This window comes from Mesorhizobium prunaredense, from assembly GCF_900156895.1.
Lineage (GTDB): Bacteria > Pseudomonadota > Alphaproteobacteria > Rhizobiales > Rhizobiaceae > Mesorhizobium > Mesorhizobium prunaredense.
Genome location: NZ_FTPD01000056.1, coordinates 78,379 through 94,269, shown reverse-complemented (window position 1 = coordinate 94,269; position 15,891 = coordinate 78,379). Strand labels below are relative to the sequence as shown.

The following is a 15,891-nucleotide window of genomic DNA, read 5'->3' as shown; positions in this document are numbered from 1 at the left end:
GTGTTGGGAAAATTTCCCGGACCGATCTTTCGAGGCAAGCAGTCGGCAAATACAGGAGCCGAACAGATAGCTGCGAGAAACACTCCTAGCCCAGCCGCCCGCCAATTCATGGTTTCTCGCTCCCCTGCCAGAGTGCTTGGAATTCCTGCTCGCTTGCAAATATACGATCTAGATCAAGCGGGGAGCCGTTCTTAAACAATGCGAACCCGCCAAAAGAGGTGTATTGCTCAATTAGACATCGACCTGCCTGATTATCTTTTCCTTCCTCTCCAATCTTGCATATATCCTTGAAAAATCCATCAGCATCGTGATCGTAGAACGCCGACCCATCGAAGGTTCTGTGACGAATCCAGATAAGCACATCCTGTTGTGAGCAACTATCAGCTTTTTCTATCAACCTATAATACTCAAAAGTGTCGGGATCACTAAAAAGTACAATTGGAGATTTTCCGAACTCCCCTTTAGAGACTTTGCCAATAAATTCACAGACCATCGCTCCATATAGGGTGCCGATCTCTTGACGTGAACTTTCATCATCCGCGAGCGGACGGACCGAGAGATCGATTGCAATCGGAAGATAGGCCTTGTTGTTACTGGGGTCTAACGAAAGCACTTCGGCCAGCCGTGTAGAGAATAACGCGGCCTGCTTTTTCGCCGACCCCATAGCTTCGGGGGTCAACGCTTTAATTAGCTCTGAGCGCTTCCCACTTGGGGCCGTGGCAACATTCTTCAGCAAATGGGGGATCACTGAGAAGTTGTGATATGGCCCCGGGATCATGTCGGAAGCACGGGTGTTGGCCCAATGCGTCCTGTAGAGTAGTTCGTTATCTGGATTCGTTCCGCCGGACAGGCGTACGTATGCGAATGACCCGCCGCAATCTTTCACTGATCGGAAGTCTGCTTCATCCTGATACTTTGAGATGTCAATGCCGTGGATTACCGGCCGATCGATTGATGGCTTGACAAACCCAGAAGGTTTTATCCCATCATTATTAGGGTTTAAGCCACGAATTTCGGCGGACGCCATCTCAAAACTGGCAGGAGCAACAATTTCCGCGCAGGTCGTAGGGCCTGGTTCAGGGAGGGGAGCCGCACTTTCTTCCTGGGCGCGGCAATCGCTTGTACAAAAGTTTGAAGCGATCAGAATTGCGGAAAAGAAACCCGTTGAAAGTACTTTCAACATCGTCAAGCCCCCGAAGAGTTTCGATAATCTCGAAATTTCCGGAGGTTTGCAACCGAAATCGACATGGCAAAAGAAGACTGAGCGGTTGCGGTTCAAACGCGTATGAATGCGCGGATTGTCCGTACGGTCGACTTGGAGGCGCGCTGCGGTCCGGATGGCCTCGCCGCGAAGAGCCGATCGGCTCATGGGTCGGAAGCAACCGCGACCGCATTAAGTTTTGCCTTTCGAGCTGGTCAGCAAATTCCCGCCTATAAAAGCAAGTTCGCAGAAGCTTGCCGCCCCAAAATGTTGCGCACGTTCGACACCTGCCATCGGCCATTGCGCGCTGTTCGAACGCCGCGATTATTCAAGGCGATTGCCAGGCCACGTAGGCTGGTGATGCCCGACCGCTGAATGGAAGCGATGATTGGCAGCACGGTCTGGGCAAACCGGTCGGCTTCTTCGATCGACATCTTCCGACCTTTCGCCGCAGCTTCGGCGGTGTTGGTCGGATTGCCGAGCTTTATGCTCGTCCTGCGTGAGGCGAGGGCGGCTTTGGTGCGCTCCGAGATCAATCGACGCTCCTTCTCGGCCAAAGCGGCGTAAAGGTGCAGCATAAACGGGTCGGCGTCAGCGCCGAGTTCGGCGACGATGAACGGAACGCGCTGGACCATCAGTCCGGCAATGAAGGCAACATCGCGCGAGAGTCGGTCGAGCTTCGCCACAACCACCGGGCACTTGAGCTGTCGGGCAAGGGCGAGGGCGGCATTCAATTGCGGCCGTCGATCAAGAGCATCCGCGCCCTTTCCGGTTTCGATCTCGGTGAACTCCTGGAGGATGATCATGCCCTCGGCCTCGGCAAAGCGGGCGACCGCGGTACGCTGGGCCTCAATGCCCAAGCCCGAGCGTCCTTGACGTTGTGTGGAGACACGATAGTAGGCGACTGCTCTCGTCATCTTTGGTCATCCCGGGGTGTGCAAACTGCAAACCACCGTTTGCAGTGTGCTCACAGGCGAATGAGAAGCAACTTCTAAGTGGTTGATTATGCAAGTCTTCCGGTCACCGGCGAGCGTAGCATGGCGCACCAGCCGGTTTCCTCCATCAGACGCACTCCCGACTAGGCGACCGGGATGAGAGCCATCACAAGCTTCTACGACGTAAATTGACCCTAAGCGGAAGCTCGTTCGCCCCCGGCTGAATTCACGCCCATGACCCTTTGCGGTCGTTCAGTCTCGGCTCGTAGAGCTTGCGCTTAGGGTATAGTTGTCATTCGTGTCGTCGATGGGGACGAGCAAGTAGCGTCAATTTCAGACCTGCAGAATCCAAGTTCTGTAAAGTCGCATCGCGATTCCGCGTCCGAAGAAAGCCGCGGACATCCCCGCACGCGTCAGTCAAGGCTTTTGCCCCTACCTCAAGAAAAAAGCAGTCATCGCCTGCCGGGGATGACTCCGCGTTTGAGGCCACCCTATACGGCAATCGTTGTAGGCGAAAGTAAAGTATTTCCTGCATGGATCTGCGCAAACAGCCTGTCCGTTCGGGTCGAACATCTTGCTTCAATGTCCCAAAAACGAGCTTCGCTGGCTATCGGTTTGAAAGGGCGCTATATTAGCAGCCTCGCACATAATCTGCACGCCAACGCTTGTTATTTGCAAACGGGAGGACCGCATGCTGGTATCGAGGCGTACAATAGTAGTTCGGGGAGCGCTCGGCCTCTGGTTCGCTCCTCCATTGTGCCAGGCTTATGCCCAATCGTCAGCCGACTGGGCAGTCGCCTTCTCAGAAGCGTTGAATGCCGATGAAGCTGAAGCCTCAAAATTAGGCCTGCCACGAACAGATCGGACACGAGCGGGTACGACCGTAAAATTAACGGAGGAAAACGCATATATTGAAGGCATGCCTCGACTAGTCGATTTATTAGAGCGGTCCTCTTCGTCTCCCAATGCGTCCGATCTAGCCAACGATGCATCGAAACTACTTAGCGACCTTAACGACCGTGAGCGCGTCCCTCCCGACCATTTCACACAGCCTGGAGGAACCCGAGGTCCTAGGCCCAGCTTAGACGCCCTGAGAAAAGACTACCTAACCCTTTTTAAGAGTTGTAACAGCCGCCCCGAGTTTGTTGGTACTGTCAATTGGCATGTACAGACGATATCTCGATTTTCTTCGCGTTATAAACAGCTAGCGTCTGTCGTATCAATACCTTGGTACTTTATAGCCATTGTGCATGGGTTGGAAGCAAGCTTCAATTTTGGAGCACATTTGCACAATGGCGATCGGTTAACCCAGCGCACTGTACACATCCCCAGGAACAAACCCGACAAATGGCTGCCCCCCTCTGACTGGCGGTCCAGCGCAATCGACGCCCTACAGGAACAAGGGTTCGTAGGAAAATCAGATTGGAGTTTGGAACGGATGCTATATCGGTGGGAAAGCTATAATGGGTTCGGCTATCGATCGAGGGGTGTGCATACCCCCTATCTTTGGAGTTTCTCAAACAATTACAGCTCCGGAAAGTTCGTGAAAGACGGTCACTACGATAGAAAAGCCGTTTCAAAACAATGCGGAGCGGCTGTGATGCTTAAAGGCCTAGTAAACGCCGGATTAGTCACCCTGTGAGGTAGCGAGGCAAGCAATCATGATGCGGTTTCTTATTGAAATTGGCTTTGTGATTTCATTATCCCTTGGTTACACTTGGTCATTAGCCTATACTGCTGCTAGCGATCCGACCGCTCAAACGCGTGCTGCAAGTGCTAGGCCAGCTGTACGATACGTCCAATACCTTGCCAAGAATTCGGACGACGATTTCGATCCGCGCAAGGATCGCTATGATCCTAACCCTGGGTGGGACATCGACGAGGGAAGCTCGGATGACGAGGAAGGCCGCCCGAAGAACGACGCGCTTCGGCAAGAACTTGAGCAGTATGGAAAATGTACGCCTGATCTATTTCTAAGTAGTCTGATCCAGTCAGATGTTTACAAGTGGATGATGGAGCATAAGGAAGACTTAGTGTTTATGCCGTCCGACCAGGCGGCTCTGAGGGAAAAGGAGGCACGGCTTCGTATTGCGAATAAATACCTACCTGACTTCTACGCTGGTTTGTCTGCTTTGAGCGCTCATCATAAGACTCTGGCGTTGATCTACTCGGAAAACTGGGACGATGGCCCCTATACGTGTGTATGGCTCGCTAGTTCCAATGGGCTCGTCGCATATTCGCCGTTGGCGTCCCGGAGTCCCGTTTCGGACAGCGTGACTGACGATGATTTTCTTCAATTAATCTGGAACGCCTTGCGCGTGGAGGTTCGATCGGCATCTCGAGCACCGCGCAAGCGGGAGGGTGATGACGGCTGCGACGGTGACACCTCTGGCGCGGACATACCGCTGACTCAAGCCCAAATAGACGGCGAGTTTTCGGCTTTAGCGAAGGCAAAGTCCTACCTGCTTCCAGAGAGCATTTCCTCCGCCTTAGAAAAGGAATATGTACCTGATGCACGGTTGCTCATCATACCGGCACGAGCCGCGCAGAAAATTCCGTTTGCTGCATTGCCAATTGGGGATCGAAACCTCGTCGATCTGTTTGCCCCGATGATCGTTCCCGCGGCAGAAGATATTATTGCGGCGAAACCTAGCAATTTGAGGGCTGCTAAAAAGCTGTCCAAAGCATCTCTTCCGGGCTTCCTCGTTGTCGGCGATCCTGACCTTTCTTATGACAAGAAACGCTTTTGCTGGCCAAAATTGCCGCATGCCCGTGAGGAAGCTAGTTTTTTGGCGAGCAAGCTGGGCGTAGGTGCAACTGTAGGAGCTAGCGCCAATTTCAATTTTGTTAAATCCAGTCTAAAGGCTGGGCAAAACACTCTCCGCTTAATTTACTTTGCAACGCATGGAATTACCGACCCAATAAATCCGGCAGACGGGAGCTTTTTAGCGCTTGATGGGAATCATTTGACTGGCGCAGCTTTAAGAAAGATGAAATTGAAGTTCTCTCGTCATCCCGTAGTTGTTATGAGCGCTTGCTTCTCAGGGTTAGGCAAAGTGTTTCCTGGTGGAGTGTTTGGGCTATCGGACTTCTGGTTGGGGGCGGGCGCCTCTCAGGTTGTAGTTAGTTTGTGGGCAGTAAGCGACGCAGGGACCCGGGATCTGATGGGACTCTTTGCAACTGAACTGAGCAAGCGATTTGCACTTGGCGCTCCTTCAACCGGCGGGGCTGAGATAGCCCTAGCAGTTGCTATGCGTGAGCTTAAGAGCAAGGAGAAGGACCCTGCGATCTGGTCAGCGTTTGTAGTTATCGGCCGGCCCGCCCCGTGACAGCTTTGAATTGTGCACGGGATGTGGGTAACAACCTCGCTGTGCTGTACCAACGCATACCGACTAGGGCTACGACATGGTGGCTGGTACGACAAACACTCGCGATTGGGTCTCAGATCGTCGCCCGGTCGTCGGGCATCATTAGGGCTGCGCTGTCATGAGGTGCGCCCAGCGATCCAAGGACCCGCTATTGGTAAGTCAGCTTTGGGGACGAGACGCGACCTTCGCGGCATCACTGGCAAAAGTCCGGAAGTGGCGCAACCACGACCAATAGCTTCGCGCTGCCGATGTCCGCTTTCGAGTAACAGCGAAATTGCTTCGAGTGACCAAGATCGGGCGCGAAGCTGTCTTTGACACTTAGCTTGCAGAGGCCGCCTTCGGGTCAGGGCCTGTCGTAGAAGTTCTCTGAACGAAGGGCAGGGAAGGGTCGTGAGCCGTTATTCAACCGCGCCGTTCGCCCCAAATTTTGATCTAGCGTAAAGCTGCCCACCGCAACCCCTGTAGAACATTGATCGCGGTGTCGGCTAAAACGTAAGCGTCCCCAAGGCGCGTGACAAAAGTCCTGCCCGGAAATATTGAATGTAGCGCTGTGTGGAGGGAATATGTTCAACCTGATCGTCCGGAACGTGGATTGGAAGGCTGGTCGCGCCAATATGATTGACGGCCGCGCACTTGTCTTCACCGCCGACCGTCTCAAAAGCCAGTTCCAACCAGATGGTAATCTAGCTCTCGACGACCTTGTGAAGCTGCCTTGCCTTTTCATGCAGGAAGGCATCCACGATGAGCTGGCGTACGTCGGCCACATAACCCGTCACCAGATTACTCCAAAAGGAATCATTTTTGACTTCACGGTGGACCGCCATATCGGCCCGTTGCCAAACTTTGCCCTCTACGAACTAAGGTCAGCGCTGGGTATTGATGATGAATTCGAATTTCATCACACTCACTGGGCCGTCAAAGACGAAGATTTATACCACGTGGTCCTTCGGATGTTTGCATCCCGGCGGACGCGCCCCAACGTTTTCGAATTAGCTGACTTCGCGAACGTCAACGACCGCTTGGTATCGGCGATGATGCCATTCGCCAAAGACTTTTCCGATGTCTACGACACCATAGGGGAAGCTGCAAAAAGCTTTCGCATGAATTGCCAGCGGGCCGATGAGATATGGGAAAATCATTCCGTTATGCAGGACATCGTCAATTTGATTGACAGCTCAAGACTCGTCGTATGTGACCTTTCGGGACGAAATCCTAACGTCTTCTACGAGGCGGGTATTGCCCACACGCTTGGCAAAGAGGTCATCCTCATCACGCAAAAGCTTGACGATATCCCTTTCGATCTTCGCCACATACGAAACATCGTTTATGACAACCATTCGGAGGGCCGGAAAGAACTGGCGAAGAAGCTGATTGCCACGATGGAGACTATCCTAAACAGGTAGCTCGTACAAAGTTCCTTTTCGCAACAAAAGCTTCACGCGAGCCATATGGCCATTCACGGTGACGCTCCATAATTCCGGGATGTGCTTCCGCCGAGCCTTTACGGCAAGGGCGGCGACCCTGCTCGATTCCCCGACCGCTTCCTCCTGCGGCAGACCCGACGGAAAGCAACCTCGTTCGCGCCTGTCACCTCCCGCGTTGAAACGGACTCTCCATTTAGGATTGGCATTTCGCCGTGCGTGCTTAAGAGCGCCGAAATGCCGCCCTCGGGACGATGCACAAGGTCTTTAAGTGTTCAGGATTGCAGCCCGCCTTCCCTTCCCACAACGTGCTGCGCACGGCGTCTTCCGCCTTTACCTCTCTGGACTCGCAATGCCAAGTAGGCCACAATCTCACACACTCTTAGGTAGGAGTGGAACGTGCATGCACTCCGACCGCCACTATGGTTAGCTGCCTGCGTCGTTTGCTGGACGACGTACCCGGCGTATTCAGCCCCTCCCTTGCCAGATTGATCGGAGTAGAGCAGTCAATCGGCGCAGCTGGCGCCGAACTAAAGGCCGCGATCTTAGCGGCTGAGGACGCCCTCCAGCGGATTAGGCGTGAGTTTAACAGGGATGTCAGAGATCGCCTCGATCAGGTCGACGCGATCGTTGTTAACGCCCTCGAGAAGATCGATGTCCTCCGCCAAGAGGGAATCAAAGATGCGAATGAGCTGATGAAGCGCGCGGATCAGATCCTCGCCCGCACCGCGGCAGACGCCCGCAGTCTCGAAAAGACTATCAAAGAAGACCTGAGCACGCTCATCTTCGAGGCCGAGTGCTCGATCAAGCGAACAATCCAGGAGACCGTCCCTGAGACCTTCGGCGGAATTGCTCGGGTGTTCGGGGGAAATGAGATCGTGATTACTCCGCCAGTCCTTTATAAGGGCGAGAAGCGGTGGTTCTGCATTGGAGATTGCCGAATTCAGACAGAATTTCGGATTTCACAACCATACTCTGAAACATATTTTGCGGTACGGGACTATCTCCTGCAGAGGCTCGATCAGATGCCGGACGACGGACCGATCAACACGGTTGTCTCGACCTACGAATTCTTGGGTGCATTCGCTCGGCGCGCCGCCTGCTTCGTTCCCGGTTCGGAACAGAGGTACATCGCCGAGCATATGGACTTTCGGGATGTGGCTTCAGCTTGGACAACTCTTCTCGGCGACGACTTGGGGATGGGACGATGACATGGCCTTTCATTACGTGGACGATGGTGACGATTGCCTGTATCGCGGCAGCTAGTCCGGCGGCCTCGCAAGAGAAATGCCAAACGGTGCGCGACTGTACCGAGGCGATTTTGGCACAGGTCACGGCTTTGCATGAGGAGAACGCAGCGCTTGCACGGGCCGTGTCAGATCTGGAGGCGCAACTGCCTCCAACTGGTTCAATCCTTGCGTTCGAAGCAGCTACTTGTCCGCCGGGATGGGCAGTCTACGACCGAGCGCGGGGACGTTTTGTTCTCGGGCTCGGCGGAAGGGGGGATAAGGTGGTATCGGCGGAGGACGCTGGTAGCAGGGGAGGCGCTCCACCGTCCTCCTAAGTGAGGCAAATTTGCCTTCACATAAGCACGCGACCATGACGGGGGTGACAGCCGGGAGGGGTAACTGGGGCGATGGGTCATTGGGGCCAAGCGTTTTCGGAACCTCGATGGGCAGCGCATACCAGTCTTACACTAGTCCGGTCGGCTCGAATGCGGGAGTTCCGATTGTTCCTCCTTATGTGGCGCTTCTCCTTTGCCGCAAGAACTGACCAGAGCCTCAGCTCAGGGGTACCCAGCGAGACGTGGGGTCTCAAAGACCTATCACGGCTGGATATGGTTCAACAGCCTTAAGCCAGCGGACTTCGAAGCTCTGAATACGACGCGCGCTGCGCGGCGACCGCAGCGGAAAGTGCCGGGCTCGGCTTGACGATGAGGGGTCGGTCTCAATCTAATTGGGGAAGGGAGAAAGTCGAGCTACTGCTCGTAGACGGCCTTCGAAGGTGTGCGCCTTCGAGGCCCAGAGTTCAGATCCAAGATCTTCTCTACCGCCTCTGCGGCTGACATTGCTGCGCATTGCCGCCGACAGCCTTGGGCCGAAAATGGACAGACGGCTTCAAGGCTCGCGATCCCAGAATCGTCAACGGTCAAGCCAGCTTGCTTTCGACCCTCGGAGATCGCGAGGCGGCTCTTCCTCATCGAAAGACCGCGTTGCCTCTTAGCAAGAAGTCGGGATATTTTGTGGCGATATCGTGAGGGCACGGCTATGAACGGCACTTCACCTACCGGCTGGAAGAAACCGGAGCTCTGGAGCTTTCGATTAAGTGTTGCGAGTCTTGTCATTTCTACGTTGATGACCGCCGGATTGTTTTACTATGGCCAGCAATTTGCTCAGCTATCAGCAGATAGGTCTAGATTAGAAAAGGTTCAGGATAAGAAAATAGAGCTCTGGGATCGAATCGGACCGCAGTTAAATAGAATACTCAGCTACATCACTTATGTGGGTCGCTGGAATCAAATCTCAGCGGCCCAAGTAGTTGACGCCAAGCGGGCGTCAGACGAGATATTTTACGTCTACAAGCCTTTTTTTTCAGATAAATTTCAAAAGGACTACAATCGTTTTATGGATTCCGCGTTTCAGACCTTTAATGGCATGGGGGAAGATGCAAAGATCCGAACATCTCCGACAAGCCGCAAAGACGATGTAAAAGCGTTTGCCGATAGCTACGACCTACAGGTAACGTTTGACGCTTACAACGCCTTACTTGCTGGTGCGGTCGATGAGTTCGGCTTAAGCTTCGCGGCGCCAAAGTTCAAAAGTTTCGCTCCTGAGGGCGTACCTGATAAAGTCACGGTGACACAGTCGAAGTGAGTTCCTATGACACAAAGCTGATGGCGAGGGAATCGGGCATCGCAGCGCCACGAAAATTGAAGTTGGATCTGTCAGACCTGTGATCCGTGGGCACCAGTCCTGATCCCGTGAGCAGGTGGCGCGCCAAGTGAGTGCGCGGCGGCCCAATCATCACTGCCGGCAGCTTACGGGACAACCCCAAGAGACCTCGAACGACCGAGTCACCACGGAGTATTCTCGACAAACCTTTGCACCTGCGACAGATAGTCTGGCTGGGCTATCGCTCTCAGTCCCAAGCGGGGGCCACGACCCCAAGTACAGATCGGTAATTGCAATGCTGTCTATAAGGGAATCTCTCAAGTTGATCGCTGGCATCACAATTGTTCGGGCTGCAACCACGGTCATCGCCACGATCTTTGAAGGGGGGCCCCTTGGAAGCCACACCTTGGCATTTCTACTCGGTGACATCCTATCCTTTGGGGCGGTTCTTGCCATACAGGGGCTTGTTGTCATCGGTGCAGTACATATCTGGAATCGCATGAAACGCAGGCCGGTGACGGCCACCAGAATAGGCTAGTGTCTAGACACTATGGCAGCGCACGTGCTCAGCAGGCAGCTTGCAATCTTCATACTAGTTACGCGTCACTAGGTCGCTGATGCTGAGCCGAAGTTCAGCAAGCCTGCGACGCCATTCTGCAGCTAACGCAGTGTAGCGCCCATGCTTCAGAGCATTGTCATTTCCTTTCGGCGCGCCTGTTGACGTACCGCCATGCATCCGGCAACGGCCGTTTCGCATCGCTCCGGATTGGCACTCATTCCCTTTCCTGGTCTTCGCGCGGCAGCGGGCACTCAGATGCATCGGAAGTTTGCTTTGCATGGGGTTGTACCTCAAGTTCGGTCTTGGCTACCCCCGTTCGGCGTCACCATCCCGACCAACGCTTGCCCGCCCGCATGAATATGCACATGCTCGACCAATACTTTTTGTTGGTTCTTGCCGCGATGCCGATTGAATGTTTCAACTAGGCTGGAAAACGCCCGCAAGAGCTTGTTGGCATGACCAAGGTTTTCGTCGCGGCCAATGATCGTTTGGTTCGGCAACATGGCCCGACGGAAACATTCCATCGCCGCACTGTGCGCCGCGATCATCTGTGATGCCATCATACCTTCAAGTTCATCGCGCGGCGCGATTCCCTCCAAAGCGTCGAGGATGGCATTGAGCTGTTTGGCGCGATCCTCGCTGCTGCTGGCGTCGTTCCACAGCGTCAGTATGGTCTGTTCCCCGAGCATGTCGGTCCAGGCATCAGATGGTGTGGCTGCGACAGCACTCATTCTTGAACGCCGGTTTGCCGATATTTCTTTTGAAGCGGTAGGGTTCTTGCTCATTCTCGATCTCCAAACTTCTTTTCGATAATTCCGCTCAACCAAGACGATGGGAATCGCCTAGCAAGGCGGGGACGGCGGGGACAGGCTGGGAGGTTTCCGGAGCCTTCTTATGATTTTGTCATCGAAACCGTGCGTAGAGGAAAACTGTCCCCGCGCGTCCCCGCCGTCCCCGCCACGGACTTTGATGAAAGTCCGTCATGTCCGTCATGGTCCTGATGGACACTCTCAACCCGCCAGCGCCTAACCTTAGCCTTCGCGTCGACGCCAGCTTCAACCAATCGCATTCCACTAACCGGACGGTTCTGATGCTTGGCGCACCAGTTGCCGAAGCCGTGCCTGTCGAACTGGTTGTGTTTCAAGAAGCTGGCGAGAGCGTCACGGAGGTTTAGGTTAATCGACGCGTCGGGGGTCAGGCGTCGACTCAATTCTTTCACCGTCCATATCCCCTCCGGTAGCAAAGCGGCAAGTATCTCCGAAGTCCGCTCACGCTCCGGGTCGGTGCCTCGCGCCTTCTCCATCGCGCCCACGGGGTCGGGACGGCAAAGCCACACGAGCGCCGAGCGTACCCAATGCGACCACTCCGTGAAGGAACCAAGCGACGGCGAGCCAACTGACTCCCCACTGACGATGAAGGCACGCAAGATAGACAAGGCAGCAGCAACGTATTTAGGTCGATCAATGATGGCGACCTGCACGGGGTCACGTTTGAACTTTCGTGTTTCGGGACGTTCTTGGCCTGCGTCGAGTCGGATCAGCAGCGCACGTCTGGTGAGGTCGCCATGCACACGAAGCGCATTCCCCGTCGCAATCATCAGAGCCTTTGTCGGCGTGTCGATATTGGTGCTTCGTCCGAGGATGCGGAACTTCACCACCTCTTGCGTCAGGACTTGGCAGAGGCGTTCGGACTTGAGCGGCCGGTCAAGGTTGTCGAGATTCAGGATCGTATCACCCGCCATCAGAGATGCGCCAAGGCGTTTGTCCAGTTCGTCCTCATCGCAACTGCCACCGACCACAGCGGCACGGCGGCCGGTGGCGAGAACCGCCGCGAGATCGGCAAGGTAGCTCTTGCCTGTTCCTGGCGTGGGAGCTGTAATCGCGAAGAGAGGAGCAGTCGGCAGGCTAGGTCGGACAATTGCGGTCAGGAGCATCGCCAACGTCGCAGAACGGTCAGTGCCACCCTCGAACGGAAACTCCTCGAGCAGGCCCTCCAAGGTCGCCAGCGCCTCTTCGGCGTCCCTCAGCGTCGGTTCCTCTGGTATCGCGGGCAAATCCATGCCCTCGATAAGAAGGAAACCAGTCGCCTGGTCGTAGCCCGCCTCGGAAAGGATCGTGCCATCAGGCCGCAGGGTTGGGGCACTTATAACCGCAGTGAGCGGCCGGAACTGCCACATCCCGACGCGGGAGAGCAGAGTCTCCGACACTTCCTTCGGACAATCGGCGGATTTCCAGTGATGATCCCTCTGGTCAAATCGAAGAAAAAGCGCCACGCGGTTCAGGCAATCAGCAAGCGAGACGACGGTGTGCGCCGCGATCATGGGAGCACCATGCGCCCGCTTGATGGCGTTTTTCCTCCCGATTGGAAGAGCCATGCTCTCCACGACGCGCACCAGTTCGCCCCCGCGCACGTAGACGTTGGCTTCTGAATCAACTAATGCCCGCTCCGCTTGGTCCACCACTTGCGCCATTCGACCCTTATGGATTTCTATGCGCCGCCGGTTATCGCCCTCGGCCGCCCGTTTCTCAGAACCCGAGGGTTCAACCAAAACGGTTGCAGTTCGCCTGCCATTCCTCACGGTCGACCGCCCCATGCTGGATCTGGAAGTTCGTCGCGCTGAAACAGCTCCCAGCGGCGTCGAAGTTCGGGGGCGAGGCCGTGCTTATCAATGACGTCGGTAACGATTTTGAGCCCGTCCGGGTCATAGTGACCATCAAAGTCAATAAGCAGGTCCGCCAGCATCGAGAAATAAACGAAGGCGTCAGGCGAAATGATCTCTCCCTTCCCGTCAGGCCCAACGCGAAGGATTGGCCGGTTGTCATAGTCAAAATACACGCGCTCTTTGGTATCTACGCGGTAAGTTACACCAAATGGGGCGATCCGCCATTTTGGCTCTTCTTGGAAGAGTCGGAGAACTTGACGCTCATACTCTATAATAGACATGGATACCTCTGACTTGAAATCGGCGGCATCCCGTTGTAAAAATCTCATCGTCACATGAACTTTCTACGGAGCCGCCCGGTTGATCCTTCGGCCGGGCGATTTTCTTTTCTGCCTGGCCGAGGTTTAGGCGGCCTTCTGGTGCTCCCACGCTTCGAGTTCAGCGATGCGCCAGCGCGAACAGCCCGAGGACAATGAGAGGGGACGCGGGAAAGAAGGGTCATTTTTGAGCCAGCGCCAGATAGTTGACCTGTTGGTCCCATAGCGCGCACCCACCTGATAATCGGTGAGGAAAAGGGCAGCCGGATCGGGCTTGGTCTTCTTCGTGCTTTCGGTTTCTGGTATGCGGCAAGTCATAGCGCGGCTCCATGAATTTCAGATGGATTCATGTAGACGCAATCGATGCTTATGTCATTGAAATTGCACGGTAATTAGATCGATACCTAACTACCCTGATTTTGCTGCTTCAAATTCTTCCGCCGGTGACGTTTGTCATAAGCGTCGCGGACACTCTGACGACCGATATTGATGCCAATGCGTGGCAACCCCTCATGCACTGCGGCTATTGCCGCTTCATATCCCCCACCCGACGCAATCTTCCGCGCCACATCGCGGTAAATAAAATAGTCACGGGCGTCGTTTTCTGGATTCGACCTGTCGCCACGCTTCTTGCCGGTTATGGAGAGCCCACAAGACAGCCCGGATCTGATAGTCGCGGGCAGCACATCTGGGCTATCGGCTTTCGCCATCATTGCCGCGATCATCCTGACCACGCCGGACGAAGGCTCGTGGCCACGTAAGACCCAGTCGTAGAATGGCCGGGTATCACCCTTCTCCAGCCACATGACAATTACGGCATCACGAGCGTCCGCGAGAAGCTCGCCTTTTTCGTCGCAAAGGCACTGCGCCAATGCATCCCAAGCGGTGATAATATCTTCAGTCACGCCATGGCCTCGCGAAGCTGCAGGACGTTATCCTTCGCCGCGCGGCCGGCCAGAAAATCCGCCCACGCCGCCATCATAGCGCGGCGCTTCTCAACCTGGTCGCCCCGGCGGTAAGCCGCCTCGACGGCATTCGAGACTTTGTGCGCCAGCGATACTTCGGCCATGTCGCCCGGGAATGTAGTGCGTTCAGCCACCCAATCTCTGAACGTCGAGCGAAGACCGTGCGGCACTGCGGGCCGCTTCGAAGCACGGTCGATAAAGCCCCCGTTACCGTCTCCAATGTCCGCATCATGAATCCGCCGCATGGTAGCGCTCAAGGTCATGTCGGACAGTTGCCCGCCCTTGATGGAAGGGAATACAAGCTTGCTATCGGCAAGGCGCGGCAGGGCTCTGAGCAATGCAGTAGAATCTGCTGTCAGGGGCACTCGATGCTCACGATTCATCTTCATCCGGGCGGCCGGCACGATCCAGAGCGCCTTATCAAGATCGATCTCATCCCAAGTGGCTCCACGCACTTCCTGCGATCGGCAGGCCGTAAGCGCAACAAATTCCAGCGCGCGGCTTCCTATGCCATCCCGGTTCCGCAACGATTTGAACCATCTGACAGCATCGTCAAGCTGGACGGCGGGCTGGTTGTCGCTGCCGGCAACCTTGGCAGGCGCGGGCAGCAACTCTTTCAGATTGCCGGCCCAGCGCGCGGGATTGTCGCCGGTTCGATGACCGGCAACGGTCGCCCAAGCCAGCACGGCCTCAATTCGCCCTCGCAATCGGCTGGCCGTTTCGGTCTTCGTCTTCCAGATCGGTTGAAGGACCCGAAGAACGTCCTGCACACCAATATCTGAAACGAGCAGCGGGCCAAGTTCGGGGCCGGCATAGGTCTTAAGAGTCATCTCCCATTGGGAGCGATGCTTGGCATTCTTGAAGGCGTCCAGTTTGGCGACAAGATAGCGGTCAACTGCATTAGTGAACGTCAGCCCGCGCGCCTGCGCGGCAGCAAGGGCGGCGCGGGAAGCCTTTCGTTCCTCGACCGGGTCGACGCCAACCCTGATCTTGTCCTTTGCCTCGCGCGCGCGCCGAACGGCGTCGGCAAGCGGTACATCTGGATATCCGCCTAACCCGATCTCCCGCCGCCTTGCTCCGACAAGTGTTCGCAGCAGCCACGTCCGCGCTCCGCCAGACGTACACTGCAACATCAGCCCGGAAACGTTACCGACTGCATACGATGCGTTCCCGCCTTTGCCGGGATGCCGTAGCCTGGCGACTTCCAGTGCGGTCAGGTCTCTCGCTCTCTTCGGCATGCCGCACCCATCATCATACCCGCCAAAACAGATGCGATTTATCGCCACTAACTGCGACAAGTCAAGACAGATGCCTAGCCCATATTCTAATAGCACATTGATTCAATGAGACAAATCGAGACGCTATACAACAGCATGGAACTCCAGAATGGCGGCCATCCTCTCCGCCATCCTGCTTCGCGCTTCGCGCTTCGCAGGACAAGTCCAGCAGATCCCTCTCTGCGCGAAGCAGGATGCCCTCCGAAGCCTTGGCGAAGGAGGGCTCTCAAAAGCGCTCTGTAGCGATCCTTCGCGCCCCCCTCTGTCCTGCCGGACATCTCCCCCACTTGGGGGG

At 55.5% G+C, this 15,891-nt stretch carries 13 protein-coding genes; 4 read left to right on the top strand and 9 right to left on the bottom strand.

What is annotated here, in order from left to right:
• Positions 1-106 precede the first annotated feature (106 nt).
• Together BQ8794_RS28000 and BQ8794_RS27995 are read right to left on the bottom strand one after the other, a co-directional pair.
• Entirely contained in the window at positions 107-1,183 is a 1,077-nt protein-coding gene (locus tag BQ8794_RS28000; protein WP_077381860.1) for a GH25 family lysozyme, read from the bottom strand.
• A gap of 248 nt (positions 1,184-1,431) precedes the next feature.
• Positions 1,432-2,118 (bottom strand): recombinase family protein, encoded by a 687-nt coding sequence (locus tag BQ8794_RS27995; protein ID WP_077381858.1) that lies wholly within the window; start codon positions 2,116-2,118, stop codon positions 1,432-1,434.
• A gap of 1,679 nt (positions 2,119-3,797) precedes the next feature.
• On the opposite strand from BQ8794_RS27995, the gene BQ8794_RS27990 reads away from it, so the two are divergent.
• The 4 genes from BQ8794_RS27990 (at position 3,798) to BQ8794_RS27975 (ending at position 9,798) form a co-directional block, all read left to right on the top strand.
• Positions 3,798-5,465, top strand: a complete 1,668-nt coding sequence (locus BQ8794_RS27990) for a CHAT domain-containing protein (RefSeq protein ID WP_077381856.1) — start codon at positions 3,798-3,800, stop codon at positions 5,463-5,465.
• 602 nt (positions 5,466-6,067) lie between these two features.
• The gene (locus tag BQ8794_RS36835; RefSeq protein WP_077381854.1) at positions 6,068-6,907 is read left to right on the top strand and encodes a hypothetical protein; all 840 of its coding nucleotides are present in this window, start codon (positions 6,068-6,070) and stop codon (positions 6,905-6,907) included.
• Between the two features lie 461 nt (positions 6,908-7,368).
• Positions 7,369-8,136, top strand: a complete 768-nt coding sequence (locus BQ8794_RS27980) for a hypothetical protein (RefSeq protein ID WP_143744726.1) — start codon at positions 7,369-7,371, stop codon at positions 8,134-8,136.
• A gap of 1,056 nt (positions 8,137-9,192) precedes the next feature.
• Positions 9,193-9,798: a hypothetical protein gene (locus BQ8794_RS27975; RefSeq protein WP_077381850.1), complete on the top strand. Its 606-nt coding sequence runs from the start codon at positions 9,193-9,195 to the stop codon at positions 9,796-9,798.
• 610 nt (positions 9,799-10,408) lie between these two features.
• Here BQ8794_RS27975 and BQ8794_RS37110 read toward each other — a convergent pair.
• From BQ8794_RS37110 to BQ8794_RS27935, 7 genes are all read right to left on the bottom strand, one after another.
• The gene (locus BQ8794_RS37110) at positions 10,409-10,636 is read right to left on the bottom strand and encodes an HGGxSTG domain-containing protein (protein WP_143744741.1); all 228 of its coding nucleotides are present in this window, start codon (positions 10,634-10,636) and stop codon (positions 10,409-10,411) included.
• Between the two features lie 29 nt (positions 10,637-10,665).
• On the bottom strand, positions 10,666-11,160 hold the full coding sequence (locus BQ8794_RS27960; RefSeq protein WP_143744725.1) for a hypothetical protein: 495 nt from the start codon (positions 11,158-11,160) through the stop codon (positions 10,666-10,668).
• 107 nt (positions 11,161-11,267) lie between these two features.
• Complete coding sequence (locus BQ8794_RS27955; protein WP_143744724.1) at positions 11,268-12,845, bottom strand: ATP-binding protein; 1,578 nt, start codon at positions 12,843-12,845, stop codon at positions 11,268-11,270.
• A gap of 104 nt (positions 12,846-12,949) precedes the next feature.
• A complete protein-coding gene (locus BQ8794_RS27950) occupies positions 12,950-13,318 on the bottom strand; it encodes a hypothetical protein (protein ID WP_077381839.1) in 369 nt (122 codons plus the stop codon).
• Between the two features lie 123 nt (positions 13,319-13,441).
• A complete protein-coding gene (locus BQ8794_RS27945) occupies positions 13,442-13,672 on the bottom strand; it encodes a helix-turn-helix transcriptional regulator (protein ID WP_077381837.1) in 231 nt (76 codons plus the stop codon).
• Positions 13,673-13,758: 86 nt separating this feature from the next.
• Complete coding sequence (locus BQ8794_RS27940; RefSeq protein ID WP_077381835.1) at positions 13,759-14,259, bottom strand: hypothetical protein; 501 nt, start codon at positions 14,257-14,259, stop codon at positions 13,759-13,761.
• Entirely contained in the window at positions 14,256-15,617 is a 1,362-nt protein-coding gene (locus BQ8794_RS27935) for a tyrosine-type recombinase/integrase (RefSeq protein ID WP_210189870.1), read from the bottom strand. Before BQ8794_RS27935 ends, BQ8794_RS27940 begins: the two co-directional genes overlap by 4 nt.
• Positions 15,618-15,891 lie beyond the last annotated feature (274 nt).

What these genes read in the sequence shown, in the direction of transcription:
- BQ8794_RS27955 (WP_143744724.1), bottom strand. Translation starts at nt 12,845, where the DNA reads ATGGCGCAAGTGGTGGACCAAGCGGAGCGGGCATTAGTTGATTCAGAA.
- BQ8794_RS36835 (WP_077381854.1), top strand. Translation starts at nt 6,068, where the DNA reads ATGTTCAACCTGATCGTCCGGAACGTGGATTGGAAGGCTGGTCGCGCC.
- BQ8794_RS28000 (WP_077381860.1), bottom strand. Translation starts at nt 1,183, where the DNA reads ATGTTGAAAGTACTTTCAACGGGTTTCTTTTCCGCAATTCTGATCGCT.
- BQ8794_RS27945 (WP_077381837.1), bottom strand. Translation starts at nt 13,672, where the DNA reads ATGACTTGCCGCATACCAGAAACCGAAAGCACGAAGAAGACCAAGCCC.
- BQ8794_RS27960 (WP_143744725.1), bottom strand. Translation starts at nt 11,160, where the DNA reads ATGAGCAAGAACCCTACCGCTTCAAAAGAAATATCGGCAAACCGGCGT.
- BQ8794_RS37110 (WP_143744741.1), bottom strand. Translation starts at nt 10,636, where the DNA reads ATGCATCTGAGTGCCCGCTGCCGCGCGAAGACCAGGAAAGGGAATGAG.
- BQ8794_RS27995 (WP_077381858.1), bottom strand. Translation starts at nt 2,118, where the DNA reads ATGACGAGAGCAGTCGCCTACTATCGTGTCTCCACACAACGTCAAGGA.
- BQ8794_RS27950 (WP_077381839.1), bottom strand. Translation starts at nt 13,318, where the DNA reads ATGTCTATTATAGAGTATGAGCGTCAAGTTCTCCGACTCTTCCAAGAA.
- BQ8794_RS27975 (WP_077381850.1), top strand. Translation starts at nt 9,193, where the DNA reads ATGAACGGCACTTCACCTACCGGCTGGAAGAAACCGGAGCTCTGGAGC.
- BQ8794_RS27990 (WP_077381856.1), top strand. Translation starts at nt 3,798, where the DNA reads ATGATGCGGTTTCTTATTGAAATTGGCTTTGTGATTTCATTATCCCTT.